The organism is Pseudomonas sp. Pmew2 (genome assembly GCF_058129885.1).
This window is the reverse complement of the sequence record NZ_CM176702.1, coordinates 5332039-5347868: the sequence shown is the minus strand read 5'-3', so window position 1 is coordinate 5347868 and position 15830 is coordinate 5332039. Positions and strand designations below refer to the sequence as shown.

General features: G+C 61.1%; 12 protein-coding genes. 3 read left to right on the top strand and 9 right to left on the bottom strand.

What is annotated here, in order from left to right; all coding sequences use genetic code 11:
- Positions 1-14 precede the first annotated feature (14 nt).
- Complete coding sequence (locus AC4ANK_RS24740) at positions 15-815, bottom strand: TatD family hydrolase (RefSeq protein WP_031596376.1); 801 nt, start codon at positions 813-815, stop codon at positions 15-17.
- Positions 812-1807: a catabolite repressor/activator gene (gene cra, locus AC4ANK_RS24735; RefSeq protein ID WP_004658635.1), complete on the bottom strand. Its 996-nt coding sequence runs from the start codon at positions 1805-1807 to the stop codon at positions 812-814. The genes AC4ANK_RS24740 and cra overlap by 4 nt, the downstream gene beginning before the upstream one ends.
- A gap of 354 nt (positions 1808-2161) precedes the next feature.
- On the opposite strand from cra, the gene ptsP reads away from it, so the two are divergent.
- The 3 genes from ptsP to AC4ANK_RS24720 are packed head-to-tail and all read left to right on the top strand — an operon-like array spanning position 2162 to position 7725.
- A complete protein-coding gene (ptsP, locus tag AC4ANK_RS24730; RefSeq protein ID WP_460383548.1) occupies positions 2162-5029 on the top strand; it encodes a phosphoenolpyruvate--protein phosphotransferase in 2868 nt (955 codons plus the stop codon).
- Positions 5029-5970 carry a 1-phosphofructokinase gene (gene pfkB, locus AC4ANK_RS24725; protein ID WP_002552049.1) on the top strand — a complete coding sequence of 314 codons (942 nt, stop codon included), beginning with the start codon at positions 5029-5031 and terminating at the stop codon, positions 5968-5970. Before ptsP ends, pfkB begins: the two co-directional genes overlap by 1 nt.
- A gap of 12 nt (positions 5971-5982) precedes the next feature.
- Positions 5983-7725: a PTS fructose-like transporter subunit IIB gene (locus AC4ANK_RS24720; RefSeq protein ID WP_031596378.1), complete on the top strand. Its 1743-nt coding sequence runs from the start codon at positions 5983-5985 to the stop codon at positions 7723-7725.
- A gap of 19 nt (positions 7726-7744) precedes the next feature.
- Here the strand turns inward: AC4ANK_RS24720 and AC4ANK_RS24715 are convergent, their stop codons facing one another.
- The 7 genes from AC4ANK_RS24715 to AC4ANK_RS24685 all read right to left on the bottom strand — a co-directional run bounded on the left by AC4ANK_RS24715 (position 7745) and on the right by AC4ANK_RS24685 (position 15796).
- The gene (locus AC4ANK_RS24715; protein ID WP_002552051.1) at positions 7745-8923 is read right to left on the bottom strand and encodes an acetyl-CoA C-acetyltransferase; all 1179 of its coding nucleotides are present in this window, start codon (positions 8921-8923) and stop codon (positions 7745-7747) included.
- 96 nt (positions 8924-9019) lie between these two features.
- Entirely contained in the window at positions 9020-9889 is an 870-nt protein-coding gene (locus AC4ANK_RS24710) for an oxygenase MpaB family protein (RefSeq protein ID WP_002552052.1), read from the bottom strand.
- Between the two features lie 210 nt (positions 9890-10099).
- A complete protein-coding gene (gene pgi / locus AC4ANK_RS24705) occupies positions 10100-11764 on the bottom strand; it encodes a glucose-6-phosphate isomerase (RefSeq protein ID WP_002552053.1) in 1665 nt (554 codons plus the stop codon).
- A 253-nt stretch (positions 11765-12017) separates the two neighbouring features.
- Positions 12018-12869 (bottom strand): pantoate--beta-alanine ligase, encoded by an 852-nt coding sequence (panC, locus tag AC4ANK_RS24700; protein ID WP_031596380.1) that lies wholly within the window; start codon positions 12867-12869, stop codon positions 12018-12020.
- The gene (gene panB, locus AC4ANK_RS24695) at positions 12866-13666 is read right to left on the bottom strand and encodes a 3-methyl-2-oxobutanoate hydroxymethyltransferase (RefSeq protein ID WP_002552055.1); all 801 of its coding nucleotides are present in this window, start codon (positions 13664-13666) and stop codon (positions 12866-12868) included. The genes panC and panB overlap by 4 nt, the downstream gene beginning before the upstream one ends.
- A 227-nt stretch (positions 13667-13893) precedes the next feature.
- Entirely contained in the window at positions 13894-14400 is a 507-nt protein-coding gene (gene folK / locus AC4ANK_RS24690) for a 2-amino-4-hydroxy-6-hydroxymethyldihydropteridine diphosphokinase (RefSeq protein ID WP_002552056.1), read from the bottom strand.
- A complete protein-coding gene (locus AC4ANK_RS24685; protein WP_002552057.1) occupies positions 14393-15796 on the bottom strand; it encodes a polynucleotide adenylyltransferase PcnB in 1404 nt (467 codons plus the stop codon). The genes folK and AC4ANK_RS24685 overlap by 8 nt, the downstream gene beginning before the upstream one ends.
- Between the last annotated feature and the right edge of the window lie 34 nt (positions 15797-15830).

Here is a 15830-nt window from a genome sequence, read left to right as displayed (position 1 = left end):
CTAACGATTTTGACTTATGCGCTGGCCGTACGAGGCCAGCCGAACAGCTCGCAGGCGTTCTCGGTGCTCGCTTGGGCCAGGCGCTCAGAGGGGATCTTCATCAGGTCGGCGAGCGCTTGGCAAATGTCAGGCAAGTGCTGCGGACTGTTGCGCGTGTAGGGGTGCATGGCAGGTGCCATGTCCGGTGAGTCGGTTTCCAGCACGACGCTGTCCAGCGGCAGCTCGGCGATGACACGATGCATGCGCAGCGCCTGCGGCCATGTCGCTGCGCCGCCAAGGCCCAGTTTGAAGCCCAGCTTTATGTATTCACGCGCCTCTTCACGACTGCCTGCAAAGGCGTGAACGATGCCGCTGCGTTTGAGTTTGTGGCGTTTGAGAGCGGCAATTACGTCAGCGTGACTGCGGCGCACATGCAGCAGGGCGGGCAGCTTGAAGTCTGATGCCAATTGCAGTTGTGCTTCAAAGAGCTTCTGTTGACGTGGCTTGTCCGGATGCTCGACGTAATAATCCAGACCGATCTCGCCCACTGCACACAACTGCGGATGGCCTTGCAGACGCGTCAGCCAGTCCGCCAGCTCGTTCAGGTGTTCGGTCCGGTGCTCATCGATGTACACCGGATGCAGCCCGAAAGCTGCGTGCAGGGCAGGGTTTGCTTCGGTCAGCTCCCACAGCCGCTGCCAGTTGCGCTGATACACGCCGAGCACCACGATGCGCTGCACGCCGAGTGACAGACAGCTATCCAGAACCTGGGCGCGGTCGGCATCGAAGTCCGCAAAGTCCAGGTGGGTGTGGGTATCGATCAGCGTCACATTCACACCTCGTGAATACGTTGCTTGAAGGCGCGTGCAATGGCATGGACGCCAGGCTGATAAGTATCCTTCTCGATAGCGGCCAGGGCTAGTCGCAGCGCCGTGTCGGCGATCAACTGATGCTGCTGGGCCATGGCATTGACGGGCAACGGCAGGAAGTCCAGCAGTTGTGTATCGCCAAAGGTGCCCAGGTGCAATTGAGTCGATTGCAGTGCCTGACTTTGCAGCACATCGAACACGCCTTGCAGCAGCACATAGGACGTGGTGATCAGCGCATCGGGAAAATGCCCCTCACGCTGTAGCATCTCGGTCATCAAACGCTGGCCACACTGACGGCTGAACGCTTCGCCGTGCTCGATGATGGTGGCCCCGGTAAAGCCGTCGAGTGCATGTTCGAAGCCTGCGGCACGTGCGCGACTGATGCTCAGCTCAGGGCGTGCTCCGATCAGGGCGATGTGTCGCGGTCGGGTTTGCAAGAGGCTGCGAGTCAGTTGCAGGCTTGCGTCATGGTCGTCGCTGACTACCGAGCAGAAAAATTCGGGATTCATTTCCCGGTCGATGGCGATGATCGGCATGCCCTTGAGCTGCAAGTCGCGGTAGCTGTCGTCATCAGGTGGCAAGCAACTGGCGACCAGCAGTGCATCGCAACGTCGCGCACGGAAAAGCTGCAAGAGCTGCAGTTCGCTGACAGGGTCGTCATCGGAGCTGGCAATCAGCAGTTGATAGCCGAGACTGCGTGCGCCTTGTTCAAGCAGTTTGGCGATGCGCGCATAGCTGGGGTTTTCCAGGTCCGGCAGGATGAAGCCCAGCGTTTTGCTGTGACGGCTGCGCAGGCCCGCCGCTTGCGGGTTGGGTCGGAAGTCATGCTGCTCGACCACTGCCTTGACGCGCTCGACCGTTGCCGGGCTGATGCGTTGTTGTTCGGCCTTGCCATTGATCACGTAACTGGCCGTAGTGACAGAAACACCTGCCAGACGTGCGATATCGCTCAGTTTCACCCCGAAATTTCCTTTAGTCAGGTAAGTGGCTCTGGACAGTCGAATTATTTTTGCTATGACGATGATCTTTACACCAGACCGTAGGAAATTCCCATGTGCTTCAAGTATTTTGGGAAGTGTCCCACAGTGATCAGACCGACTGGGCTTCAATGAATCCCTAGAATCGAGTAACGTGCCGGGCAATTGTAGATTAAACGATTCAGCACGCCTGTTGTCTGCTGCAATCGAGATGAAAGTGATGTGCGATACGATGTCCGGACAAGCATCGCTTGCATCCCCCCAAGCTGTCGATCACGTGATCGTCATTAAAACAAGAATCAGGTGGCGCCTTGGCGCTGCACAGGAGTCAAGGCAATGCTCGAACTCACTCTGGAGCAAATATCCATGGCCCGGTCGGCTGTGGATAAAACTGCCGCACTTAAGCTGATTGCCGACCACCTGGTCGCTGATGGCCTGGTTGCCGAGGGCTACCTCACCGGGCTGATGAGCCGTGAGCAGCAGGGCTCGACCTTTCTCGGTCAGGGCATCGCCATCCCGCACGGTACTCCCGAAACCCGCGATCTGGTGGTTACCACCGGTGTGCGTCTGATGCAGTTCCCCGAAGGGGTGGACTGGGGCGACGGGCAAATGGTCTATCTGGCGATTGGTATTGCGGCCAAGTCCGATGAGCACTTGCGTCTGCTGCAACTGTTGACCCGCGCATTGGGTGAAGAGGATCTGGGCCAGGCGCTGCGCGAAGCCAGGACGCCGGAAGACCTGCTCAAATTGTTACAGGGCGCACCTCAGGAACTGGCGCTCGACGCACAGATGATCAGCCTCGGCGTATCGGCCGACGATTTTGAAGAACTGGTCTGGCGCGGCGCACGCCTGCTGCGCAAAGCCGACTGCGTGAGCAACGGGTTCGCTGCCGTGCTGCAGCAGGTTGAAGCGTTGTCGCTGTGTGATGGCCTGTGGTGGCTGCACAGCGAGCAAACCGTCAAACGTCCGGGTCTGGCGTTCGTCACGCCGGACAAACCTATCCGCTATCTGGGCCAGCCGCTGACCGGTCTGTTCTGTCTCGCCAGTCTGGGTGAGGCGCATCAGGCGCTGCTGGAGCGTCTGTGCCTGTTGCTGATCGAAGGCCGTGGTCATGAGTTGGGCCACGCCACCAACAGTCGCGTTGTGCTGGAAGCTCTGGGCGGCGAAGTGCCTGCCGAATGGCCGACCCAGCGCGTCCAGCTGGCCAACGCCCACGGCCTGCACGCCCGCCCGGCGAAGATACTGGCGCAACTGGCCAAGGAATTTGACGGCGAGATCCGCATGCGCGTGCTGGAAAGCGGCGAATCTGCGGTGTCGGCCAAGAGCCTGAGCAAGCTGCTCAGCCTCGGCGCACGCCGTGGTCAGACGCTGGAGTTCATTGCCGAACCGACGATTGCCAACGACGCGTTGCCTGCCCTGATCGCCGCAGTGGAGCAGGGCCTGGGTGAAGAAGTCGAACCGTTGCCCGTTGCTTCAGAGGCTCAAGCTGCGCCAGCGCCTGCTGCTGTAGCCAAGCCGCTCAACGCCCCGGCTGCCGGCAGCGTGTTGCAGGCCGTGCCTGCTTCGCCGGGCATTGCTATCGGCCCGGCCCACGTTCAGGTGCTGCAAATCTTTGATTATCCGCAGCAGGGTGAGTCTGTGGCTGCCGAACGCGAGCGTCTGCACAAGGCGATCGGTGAAGTCCGCAGCGACATCGAAAACCTCATTCAGCGCAGCAAGTCCAAGGCTATCCGGGAAATCTTCATCACCCACCAGGAGATGCTCGAAGACCCGGAACTGACCAACGAAGTCGAGGCGCGCCTCAACAACGACGAAAGTGCGGCTGCGGCCTGGGCCACGGTCATCGAGACCGCTGCCGTTCAGCAGGAACAACTGCAGGACGCGCTGCTGGCCGAGCGTGCCGCCGACCTGCGTGATGTGGGGCGGCGCGTGCTGGCGCAGATCTGCGGCGTCGAAACCGTCGCAGCCCCGGACGAACCTTACATTCTGGTGATGGACGAAGTCGGCCCATCCGACGTAGCCCGTCTGGACCCGGCGCAGGTCGCTGGCATCCTCAATGCCCGTGGCGGCGCGACCGCGCACAGTGCCATCGTGGCGCGTGCGCTGGGCATTCCTGCCCTCGTCGGTGCCGGTGACGAAGTGCTGCTGCTCAAGCCGGGTACCGTGCTGCTGCTCGACAGCCAGCGCGGGCGGCTGACCGTCGCACCTGATGAAGCAACCCTGCAGCGCGCCGCTCAGGACCGCGATGCCCGCGAAGAGCGTCTCAAGGCCGCAGCGGCAGCGCGTATGGAGCCTGCTGTGACGCGTGACGGGCATGCCGTCGAAGTCTTCGCCAATATCGGCGATAGCACCGGGACGCCAGCGGCTGTGGAGCAGGGCGCGGAAGGCGTTGGCCTGCTGCGCACCGAGTTGCTGTTCATGGCGCATTCTCAGGCCCCCGATGAAGCGACGCAGGAAGCTGAATACCGTCGCGTGCTGACTGATCTGGGCGGCCGTCCGCTGGTGGTGCGTACGCTGGACGTGGGTGGCGACAAACCACTGCCTTACTGGCCGATCGCCAAAGAGGAAAACCCGTTCCTTGGCGTACGCGGTATCCGTCTGACCCTGCAACGCCCGGATGTGATGGAAAGCCAGTTGCGCGCCCTGTTACGCGCGGCAGACAGCAGCCCGTTGCGCATCATGTTCCCGATGATCGGCACGCTTGAAGAGTGGCGTCAGGCGCGGGAAATGACCGAGCGGTTGCGCGAGGAAATTCCGGTCAGCGACCTGCAACTGGGGATCATGATCGAAGTGCCATCGGCGGCGCTGATTGCCCCGGTGCTGGCCAAGGAAGTGGACTTCTTCAGCATCGGCACCAATGACCTGACGCAATACACCATGGCCATCGACCGTGGTCACCCGACGCTGTCGGCCCAGGCTGACGGCCTGCATCCATCGGTGCTGCAACTGATCGACATGACCGTGCGCGCTGCGCATGCCAACGGTAAATGGGTGGGCGTATGCGGCGAACTGGCCGCCGACCCGCTGGCGGTGCCGATTCTGGTCGGGCTGGGCGTGGATGAATTGAGTGTATCGGCGCGCAGCATTGGCGAGGTCAAGGCCTGCGTCCGTGAACTGACCCTGAGCAGCGCGCGCCAACTGGCGCAAAATGCGCTGACGGCGGGCAGCGCTGCCGAAGTCCGCGCGCTTGTGGAGGCTGTGTAATGGCTAAGATTCTTACCCTGACCATGAACCCGGCGCTGGACCTGACTGTGCAGTTGGGCCAGTTGGAGCTGGGTCAGGTCAACCGCAGCAATGCAATGCTCACTCACGCAGCGGGCAAAGGCCTGAATGTGGCGCAGGTGCTGGCTGACCTGGGTCATGACCTGACTGTTGCCGGTTTTCTCGGTGTCGACAACCAGCAAGCGTTCGAGGCGTTGTTCGAACGTCGCAACTTTGTTGACGAGTTCGTCCGCGTGCCAGGAGAAACCCGCAGCAATATCAAGCTGGCCGAAGGCAGTGGCCGCATCACCGACCTGAACGGCCCTGGCCCGCAGGTCAGTGAAGAGGCACAGCAAGCGCTGTTCGCCCGTGTGCAACAGATTGCATCAGGTTTCGACGTTGTGGTGGTTGCTGGCAGCCTGCCGCGTGGTGTCACGCCGGAGTGGCTGCACAAACTGTTGGTGATGCTCAAGGACCTCGGTCTGAAAGTAGCGCTGGACAGCAGCGGCCTGGCCCTGCGCGCCGGTCTTACCGCCGGGCCGTGGCTGATCAAGCCCAACACCGAAGAACTGGCCGATGCGCTCGACGCACCGATCATTTCCATCGCCGCGCAAGCCGAAGTGGCTGCTCGCCTGCACACGCAGGGCATCGAGCATGTGGTGATCTCTCAGGGCTCTGAAGGCGTGCACTGGTTCAGTCCAAGTGTGGCGCTGCACTCGCTGCCGCCCAAGGTCACAGTGGCCAGCACGGTAGGTGCTGGCGATTCGCTTCTGGCCGGCATGGTGCACGGGCTGATCAGCGCTCACGAGCCACAGAAGACCTTGCGCACTGCCACAGCGATTGCCGCCATGGCAGTGACCCAGATCGGTTTCGGTATCACCGATGCCGCGCAACTCAAACGGCTTGAAGGCGGCGTCACTGTACGCAGCCTTTCAGAACAATAAGAGAGGATCGTCATGAAGTTAGCCATAGTTACGGCCTGCCCGAACGGCAAGGTCAGCAGCGTACTCAGCGCACGATTGCTCGAAGCGGCGGCATTGCGCCAGGGCTGGGAAACCAGCGTCGAAATCATCGATCCCAACAAATCGGACCAGCAGTTGTCCGCTCAGGACATCGAAGCCGCCGATCTTGTCCTGGTGGTCAATACCGGTCCGGTGGACCTGAGCCGCTTTGTCGGCAAACGCCTGTTTCAGAATTCGCCTGCGCATGCGTTGCAGGATGTCGACAGTTTTCTGCAGCGCGCCGAGCGAGAAGCGCAGGTGCATGTGGCTTCCGAAGCCGCGGCGCCTCAGGCAAGCGGTGATACGGGCGCGCAACCGCGCATCGTTTCGATCACGGCTTGTCCGACCGGCGTCGCGCACACGTTCATGGCGGCCGAAGCGATCCAGCAGGCTGCCAAGCGTCTGAATTACGACCTGCAAGTCGAAACCCAAGGCTCGGTCGGCGCGCGCAACCCGCTCAGCGCCAAGGCCATTGCCGAGGCCGACGTGGTGCTGCTGGCTGCGGATATCGAGGTCAATACTGATCGTTTTGCCGGCAAGAAAATCTACCGTTGCGGCACCGGGATCGCGCTCAAGCAGTCCGAAGCAACGTTGAAAAAAGCCTTGGCAGAAGGCCAGGTCGAGTCCGACGAGGCTGTTGCCAAATCACCTGCCAGGCAAGAAAAGGCAGGTGTGTACAAGCACCTGCTGACCGGCGTGTCGTTCATGCTGCCGATGGTCGTGGCGGGCGGGCTGTTGATCGCTCTTTCCTTCGTGTTCGGTATCACCGCGTTCAAAGAGCAAGGCACGCTGGCGGCGGCCTTGATGCAGATCGGCGGGGAAGCTGCGTTCAAACTCATGGTTCCACTGCTGGCCGGTTACATCGCGTATTCGATTGCTGATCGCCCGGGGCTTGCGCCTGGCATGATCGGTGGTCTGCTGGCGAGTACGCTGGGTGCCGGCTTCATTGGCGGTATCATTGCCGGTTTTCTTGCCGGTTACAGTGCTACCGCGATCAACCGCTACGCACGCCTGCCAGCCAGCGTCGAAGCGCTCAAGCCGATTCTGATCATCCCGTTGCTGTCTAGCCTGTTCACCGGTCTGGTCATGATCTATGTGGTCGGCAAGCCGGTTGCGGGCATGCTGGAAGCCTTGACGCACTTCCTCGACAGCATGGGCACCACCAACGCCATCCTGCTGGGCGTGGTGCTCGGTGCAATGATGTGCGTCGACCTTGGTGGGCCGATCAACAAGGCGTCCTATGCGTTCTCGGTCGGTCTGCTGGCGTCCCAGAGCTATGCGCCGATGGCCACTGCCATGGCTGCCGGTATGGTGCCGCCCATCGGTATGGGCATCGCCACGATCCTGGCCCACCGCAAGTTCGCCCAGAGCGAGCGAGAGGCAGGCAAGGCGGCGTTCGTGCTGGGGCTGTGCTTCATCTCGGAAGGTGCCATTCCCTTCGCTGCAAAGGACCCGTTGCGGGTGATTCCGGCCAGTGTCGTGGGTGGCGCGCTGACCGGTGCATTGTCGATGTACTTCGGCTGTAAGCTGATGGCGCCACACGGCGGCCTGTTTGTGATGCTGATCCCCAACGCCATCAACCATGCGCTGTTGTATCTGCTGGCGATTATCGCCGGTAGCGTGCTGACCGGCGTGGTCTACGCGCTGATCAAGCGTCCAGAGCCGGTGGACATGGAAGTGGCGCCCGCAGGCGCCTGATTACCGGTTGCAAGCGCCCTCAGCGTGCCAGCGCGAGGGCAACCCCCTGGCCACCGCCGATGCACAGCGTGGCCAGGCCCTTCTTGGCATCGCGCCTGATCATCTCGTGCAGCAGTGTCACCAGCACGCGGCAGCCTGACGCGCCAATCGGGTGGCCAAGGGCGATGGCACCACCATTGACGTTGAGCTTTTGCGGGTCCAGCCCCAGTTCCTTGCCGACCGACAGCGACTGTGCGGCAAATGCTTCGTTGGCTTCGATCAGATCCAGTTCGTCCAGCGACCAGCCAGCCTTGTCCAGGCAGCGCCGGGTTGCACTGACCGGGCCGATGCCCATGATGGCCGGGTCTACACCTGCGTTGGCGTACGCGGCGACGCGCGCCAGCACTGGCAGGCCCAACTGCTCGGCTTTGGCCGCGCTCATCAGCATCACGGCGGCGGCACCGTCGTTGAGCGAAGACGCATTACCGGCGGTGACGGTGCCGTCCTTCATGAACGCAGGTTTGAGTTTGCCGAGTGTTTCAGCCGTGGTGCCAGCGCGAGGCTGTTCGTCAGTGGCGAAGGACAACGGCTCGCCCTTGCGCTGAGGGATCAGGATCGGAGTGATTTCATCGACAAAGCGTCCGCCTTCAATGGCCGCAATCGCTTTTTGCTGAGACAGGGCAGCGAACTGATCCTGGGCTTCACGGCTGATGTCGTACTGCTGCGCGAGGTTCTCGGCGGTGATGCCCATGTGGTAATCATTGAATGCATCCCACAGACCATCAGTGATCATGGTGTCGACCATGCTGGTATGGCCCATGCGCAAACCGGTGCGTGCGCCCGGCAGCGCGTAGTTGGACAGGCTCATGTTTTCCTGGCCGCCAGCAATGATGATTTCGGCATCACCGCAGCGAATCGCCTGGGTCGCCAGGTGCAGTGCCTTGAGGCCCGAGCCGCAGACCTTGTTCAGGGTCATGGCCGGTACCGAGAAGGGCAGGCCCGCCTTGATGGCAGCCTGTCGCGCCGGGTTCTGGCCTGCGCCGGCGGTCAGCACCTGGCCCATGATGACTTCATCGACTTGCGCGCCGTCCACGCCGGTTTGCGCCAGCAGTTGGCGAATGACTGCAGCGCCAAGATCTACAGCAGCAACGGCAGCCAGAGAACCCTGGAAACTGCCGACGGCGGTACGGGTGGCGGCGACGATAACGACGTCCTGCATGGTGCTGATCCTCATTGTTATTGAGGGCTCATGTTGGCACAGATAGGCAGGCAGGTTCCAACCGTGAACCGCTCGGTCACGTTTTGCCGAAAACCTTTAGGTAACGTCCATGCGGCGTCTGGCACGTTGCGCTGATCCGTCCTGCACGGCCCAACGCAAAATGGGCGCGGTGTTGTTGACGCCCAGGCGGATTATCCGGCGCTGCACGGGGCCTTGGGTAATGTCGAGCATTTCGCTCGCCCAGTCCGGCAGCAAGTCGATACCGGCACGCATCATCAATACACCGAAAGGCTTGGCCAGCCAGTTGGGCGCGGGGGCATCAAGCAGTAGGCGCAGCACTTCGTGACTGCGTTCGTCACACACCAGTTGCCCGCGAATGTCTGCCAGATAATCAGCGATGGCCTGACGTGAGCGCGGAACATTACCTGCCCCGAGCCGTTCGGCAACCAGCGCTGTTTCAGCGTAGTACGCGTCCTGATCGGTGAGCGACATATCCGGGTTGAGGTAGCGCAGATGGGCTGCGAGAAAGCTGCTGACTTCGGCCACATGCACCCAGGTCAGCAAATCCGGATCGCTGGCGGCATACGGCCGGCCATCGGGCGCGGTGCCGACGATATTGAGGTGAATGTTGCGCACCTTGTCGATCAGCCAGTTGGCATCTTGAGTGGAGCCGTAGGTGGTGCCGGACAGAAACTGCCCTGTACGCCGCAGGCGGCCGAGCATGTCCTGACGAAAGTTGGAGTGGTCCCAGATACCCGCCAGTGCCAGTGGGTGTAGCGCCTGCAACATCAAGGCGCTGATGCCGCCGACCAGCATGCTGGTGAAATCGCCGTGTACCTTCCAGCACACTGCCTGAGGACCAAACAGACCGGGGTCGCCCTTGGGGTTCTCCAGATCCAGCTGGCCCAGGGCTAGGCCGGTAAGGCTGATGACCTGGGTTTCGATGCGGGTGCGGATGAATTCCATGTCGTGCTCGTGCATCGGGAGGGCTTGGATAAAGCTGACTGAGGCTCGTTCGAAGCGCGGAGCGCTCATCGCCTGGCTGACTATCGTGCCGACGCTCCGCGTCGGCATGCAGTTCTGGACGCTTTGCTTCCTCTTTATGACGCAGAGCGTCACGTACGGCATTCCCACGCGGAGCGTGGGAACGATGGTCATAACCATGAGAGGGACAAATCAGCCGCGGTGACGGCCGCGGAAGTAGTTGATCAGCCCTTGGGTCGATGCATCGTCAGCCGGCTCTTCGGTGCCGCCGGTCAGACGCTGGTACACGGCCTTGCCCATCTCCTTGCCCAGTTCCACGCCCCATTGGTCAAAGGCATTGGTGCCCCAGATCACGCTCTGCACGAACACCTTGTGCTCATACATCGCCACCAGTGCGCCAAGACGACGAGGGCTGATGCGTTCGACCACCAGGGTGTTGCTCGGACGGTTACCGGGGATGACCTTTTGCGGTGCCAGTTTCTGCACCTCTTCCTCGCTCATGCCCTTCTCGCGCAGCTCGGCTTCGGCTTCAGCGCGGGTCTTGCCCATCATCAGAGCCTGACTTTGTGACAGGCAGTTCGCGTACAGCCACTGGTGATGGTCGGCAACCGGGTTGAAGCTGACGATCGGCACGATGAAGTCGGCCGGAATCATCTGTGTGCCTTGATGCAGCAACTGGTGATAAGCATGCTGACCGTTGGCACCCACGCCGCCCCAGATGACCGGGCCGGTGTCGGTGGAGGTTGGCGTACCGTCCTGACGGACGCTCTTGCCGTTGGACTCCATGTCCAGTTGTTGCAGGTGTTTGGTGATGTTACGCAGGTAGTGGTCGTACGGCAGGATCGCGTGGCTTTGCGCATTCCAGAAGTTGCCGTACCAGACACCCAGCAGCGCCAGCAGCACCGGCATGTTCTGTTCGAAAGGGGCGCTCTGGAAATGCTGGTCCATCGTATAGGCGCCGGACAGCAGTTCCTTGAAGTTGGACATGCCGATAGCCAGCGCGATAGGCAGGCCGATGGCCGACCACAGCGAATAGCGACCGCCAACCCAGTCCCACATCGGGAAGATGTTTTCTTCACGGATGCCGAAGGCTACGGCCGCCGCGTTGTTGCTGGAAACCGCGATGAAGTGGCGATGCAGTTCAACTTCGGAGCCGCCCTGCGCCAGGTACCATGAGCGTGCAGCCTGAGCGTTTTTCAGGGTTTCCAGCGTGTTGAAGGACTTCGACGAGACGATGAAGAGTGTGGTCTCGGCGCGAATTTTCATCGACAGTTCATGAAACTCGCTGCCATCGATGTTCGCCAGGTAATGGCAACGCACACCTTTGTGCGCGTAGGCCACCAGCGCTTCGGAGACCAGCTCCGGGCCGAGGAACGAGCCGCCGATGCCGATGTTCACCACGTCGGTGATCGGCTTTTCAGTGTAACCGCGCCACAGGCCGTCATGGATGCGGCCGACCAGTTCGGTCATCTGATTGAGTACGCGGTGTACGTCCGGCATCACATCGACACCGTTGACTTTCAACTTGTCGCCGACCGGCCGGCGCAGAGCGGTGTGCAGCGCCGGGCGACCTTCGGATGAGTTGACCAGCTCGCCATCGTATTGAGCCTTGATAGCGTCCTTGAGGTTCACTTCGCCCGCTAGGCTGACCAACAGATCACGAGTTTCGGTGGTGATCAGGTTTTTGGAGTAGTCGAGAAACAGGCCGGCGCTGCTGAGGGTGAATTGGCTGAAGCGCTGCGGATCAGAATTGAACGCTTCGCGCATGCTGAAATTCTGCATGGACTGGCGGTGTTTGCTCAACGCTTGCCAGGCGGGCAGAGCGGTCACATCGGAAGGATTGCGGTAGTACGCCATCGCTGCGGGTTTCCTTTAACTGGTTCTGTCTTTGGATATTCTTGGGGCGAGGTCGCAAGCTTTCTCACGGGCTATACATAGCAGACTACCCTTCGCGTACCCGTTTGTCTGCGCCTCGCCTTACATGACCCCGGTACTTTTTCGCACACAAGAAACCGGGGCTTGCGCTCAAATGCTGTCGGTTGTGGTTCAGGCAACCTGTACCGGTATGGCATTGCCGGTGCGGCTTAGTTCATTGCCCCGGCGCATCCCGTCAGCTTCTGGTCAGGTGCAGATTGTCGATCAGGCGGGTTTTACCCAGGAATGCGGCGGCGAGGATGACCAAGTCGCGATTTTCGGCAGTGGTCGGACGCAGGCTGGTGGCGTCACGTATTTCCAGATAATCGATACGAAAACCGGCTGCCTCCAGTTGCTGCTTCTTGCTTGTCAGCAGTGCGTCGAAATCCTGCTCGCCTGCGCTGATCGCGTCGGCGGTCTGGCGGATGGCCTGATACAGCGCGGGTGCCGCAGCGCGCTGAGCTTCATTCAGATAACCGTTACGCGAGGACAGCGCCAAACCGTCGTCGGCACGCACGGTAGGTTCTCCGATGATCTGGATCGGCATGTTCAGGTCACGGACCATGGCGCGAATCACCGCCAGCTGCTGGAAGTCTTTTTCGCCGAAAATCGCCAGGTCTGGCTGCACCATATTGAAGAGCTTGCTGACGACCGTAGCAACGCCCTCGAAATGGCCGGGACGGCTCGCACCGCACAGGCCTTGCGACAGGTGTGGCACGCTGACCAGCGTCTGATCGGCCATGCCGTGCGGGTACATTTCCTCGACGCTGGGGGTGAACAGCAGGTTGCACCCGGCCTGCAGGAGTTTTTCCTGATCGGCCGCCAGGGTGCGAGGGTAAGTGGCCAAGTCTTCGTTGGGGCCGAACTGCAGCGGATTGACGAAAATGGTGGCGACCACGAAGTCGGCACGTTGGGCCGCCTTGGCGACCAGTGCGGCGTGGCCGCTGTGCAGGTTGCCCATGGTCGGCGTCAACGCGATCCGTTTGCCTTCGCTGCGTGCCCGCGCAACGGCGGCACGCAGTTCCTGTACGGTCTTTACTGTGTTCATGCCGAGAATCCGTGTTCAGTTGCTGGAAAGCTGACGTCTTTGACCGCGGCCACGTAGGCCCGGATAGCTGACTGGATATCGGGCTGACCGGTCATGAAGTTTTTCACGAACTTGGGCACGCGCCCGGTGATGGACAGGCCCAGCATGTCGTGCAGCACCAGTACCTGGCCGTCGGTAGCGCTGCCTGCGCCAATACCGATGACCGGAATTTTCACCGCCTGGGTGATTTCTTCGGCGAGTTCACTCGGCACGCACTCCAGAAGGATCATCGCTGCGCCCGCCTGTTCCAGCGCGATCGCGTCGGCACGCATCTGCCGTGCCTGTGCTTCCAGTCGACCCTGAACCTTGTAGCCGCCCAGTACGTTGACTGCCTGCGGCGTCAGGCCCATGTGTGCGCACACCGGGATGCCGCGTTCTGCCAGCAAACGGATCGACTCGCCAAGCCATGCAGCGCCTTCGACCTTGATCATGTGCGCACCTGCCTGCATCAGCGTCGCGCTGTTGATGAAGGTTTGCTCCAGCGTGGCGTTGGCCATGAACGGCAGGTCAGCGAGAATCATCGCGCCCTGATTACCGCGTTTGACACAGGCAACGTGGTACGCGGTTTCGGCGGTCGTGACGGGCAGGGTGCTGTCGTGACCTTGCAGGACCATGCCCAGCGAGTCGCCTATCAGCAGCACTTCGACACCGGCCTGGCAGGCGGTGTGGGCGAAGGTTGCGTCGTAGCAGGTCAGCATGGTGATTTTCTCACCTTTCTGTTTCATGGCCAGCAGCGACGTAACGGTTATGTTCGGCATGTAAGTCCTCCATCAGGCGCTGTGAAGACGGGTGTTCAGCGCGTGAGAGTCATCCTGGAAAAGCAGGCACACCGTCGTGTCGCGGTGTTTTGCAAAGGCCTGTTTCGCGCCCGTTCGCCTGTGGTGCGGCGGCGGGAGGCCTATCTTCGTGAGGAGGGGGCGTGAAGTCAATTGAAGGTGTTACCTGTGCGTCGGACCGGTTACACATGTGCGGTGACAGACAGGCTTTATGCCTCGGCGGGCAGGCGTTCAAGGCCCGTAAACGGGCAGTCGTCAAGTAGACGATCGAGTTCGCGTCCGTCGGCCAGCGTCAGGCCTGGGGCCAGCTCTGCCAGCGGGTACAGCACGAATGCCCGCGCCTGCATGTGGTAATGCGGTACCTTGAGGCGCGGTTCATCGATCAGGCGATTGCCGAACAGCAGAATGTCTAGGTCCAGCGTGCGAGGCCCCCAGCGTTCGTGGCGTTCGCGGCCCTGATCCAGCTCGATGGCCTGTAGCGCGTCAAGCAGGGTCAGTGGTGCCAGAGCAGTGTCGAGTGCTGCGACGGCGTTGGTAAAGCGCGGCTGGCCGGGCAGCAGCGAGTCGCTGACGTAGAACGATGACACGCCAGTCAGTTCACAGCCGGATAACTGCGCCATTGCCTTGAGGGCACTGCGCAGTTGCTCGGCCGGGTCAGCAAGATTACTGCCCAGGCCGATGTAAACGCGTTCAGTGGTCAACAGCGGTTTATTCACCGCTTTGCGCCTCGCCGGTGGTGCGCTTGCGTTTGGCACCGCTGTTACGACGACGCTTGCGTGGCGCTGCGCCCGCAGCTTCGGGCTTGTTGCTCAGGTCACGAATCATGTCGCGGCGTTCGCTGTCGTTGCAGTCCTGATAATCGGTCCACCACTGGCCCAGACCATCGGTCTGCTCGCCCGCAGTTTCACGCAACAGCAGGAAGTCGTAACCCGCACGGAATCTTGAGTTGTCCAGCAACAGGTCTGCACGTTTGCCCGAACGGCGCGGCAGGCGCTCCTGCATATCCCAGATCTCGCGGATCGGCAGCGTGAAGCGCTTTGGAATCGCGATGCGCTGGCATTGCTCGATAATCAGTTCGTGAGCGGCCTCCTGCATAGCTGCAATCGGTGGCATGCCGCGCTCCTGGGCGCGCAGTACCTTGGCCGGCAGGGCAGGCCAGAGCAGCGCGGCAAACAGGAATGCCGGCGTGACCGGTTTGTTCTGCTTGATGCGCAGGTCGGTGTTGATCAGGGCATTGCTGATCAGTGTATGGGTGTAGGTCGGGTTGTATTCCAGCGCCTTGGAACTGGCCGGGAACAGCGGTTCGAACAGCTCCAGGTCCACCAGCATTTCAAAGGTGGGAGCAGCATGCCCGGAGAGGAACAGTTTGAGCACTTCTTCGAACAGGCGTGCCGACGGAATATCGCGCAGCATCGGTGCCAGCGAGCGAATCGGTTGGGCGCTGTGCTTTTCGATGCCGAAGTCCAGCTTGGCAGCAAAGCGCACCGCACGCAGCATGCGCACCGGGTCTTCCTTGTAGCGTTGCTCGGGGTCGCCGATCAGGCGGATCAGACGGTTACGAATGTCGTGTACGCCATTGGCGTAATCCAGAACACGCTCGCTGACCGGATCGTAATACAGCGCGTTGATCGTGAAGTCGCGACGCTGGGCGTCCTCTTCAAGCGTGCCGTACACGTTGTCACGCAGAATGCGCCCGCTTTCATTGCGCGAGGACTGGTTGCTGTCCTCTTCTTCGTCATCCTGGGGATGATTGGCGCGGAAGGTCGCCACTTCGATGATTTCACGACCGAAATGGATATGCACCAGCTTGAACCGGCGGCCAATGATTCGCGCGTTGCGGAATTCGGCACGCACTTGTTCTGGCGTGGCGCTGGTGGCGACGTCGAAATCCTTGGGCGTGATGTTGAGCATCATGTCGCGTACACAGCCACCGACCAGATAGGCCTGGTAGCCAGCGTTCTGCAGGCGCTCGACGATATTAACGGCATAACGGCTGAACTGGCTGCGTTGCAGCGAATGCTGGCTGCTATTGAGCACTTCAGGCGTGGTACGCGTATGTTGCTGCGGTTTGCGCAGTGGGGAACGAAATGACTGGAACAACTTCTTCAGCATGGGATGCACTGTTTGAAGGAATATTCGGCCAAAA

What these genes read in the sequence shown, in the direction of transcription:
- AC4ANK_RS24710 (WP_002552052.1), bottom strand. Translation starts at nt 9,889, where the DNA reads ATGGAATTCATCCGCACCCGCATCGAAACCCAGGTCATCAGCCTTACC.
- pfkB (WP_002552049.1), top strand. Translation starts at nt 5,029, where the DNA reads ATGGCTAAGATTCTTACCCTGACCATGAACCCGGCGCTGGACCTGACT.
- AC4ANK_RS24720 (WP_031596378.1), top strand. Translation starts at nt 5,983, where the DNA reads ATGAAGTTAGCCATAGTTACGGCCTGCCCGAACGGCAAGGTCAGCAGC.
- panB (WP_002552055.1), bottom strand. Translation starts at nt 13,666, where the DNA reads ATGCCGAACATAACCGTTACGTCGCTGCTGGCCATGAAACAGAAAGGT.
- panC (WP_031596380.1), bottom strand. Translation starts at nt 12,869, where the DNA reads ATGAACACAGTAAAGACCGTACAGGAACTGCGTGCCGCCGTTGCGCGG.
- pgi (WP_002552053.1), bottom strand. Translation starts at nt 11,764, where the DNA reads ATGGCGTACTACCGCAATCCTTCCGATGTGACCGCTCTGCCCGCCTGG.
- ptsP (WP_460383548.1), top strand. Translation starts at nt 2,162, where the DNA reads ATGCTCGAACTCACTCTGGAGCAAATATCCATGGCCCGGTCGGCTGTG.
- AC4ANK_RS24685 (WP_002552057.1), bottom strand. Translation starts at nt 15,796, where the DNA reads ATGCTGAAGAAGTTGTTCCAGTCATTTCGTTCCCCACTGCGCAAACCG.
- AC4ANK_RS24715 (WP_002552051.1), bottom strand. Translation starts at nt 8,923, where the DNA reads ATGCAGGACGTCGTTATCGTCGCCGCCACCCGTACCGCCGTCGGCAGT.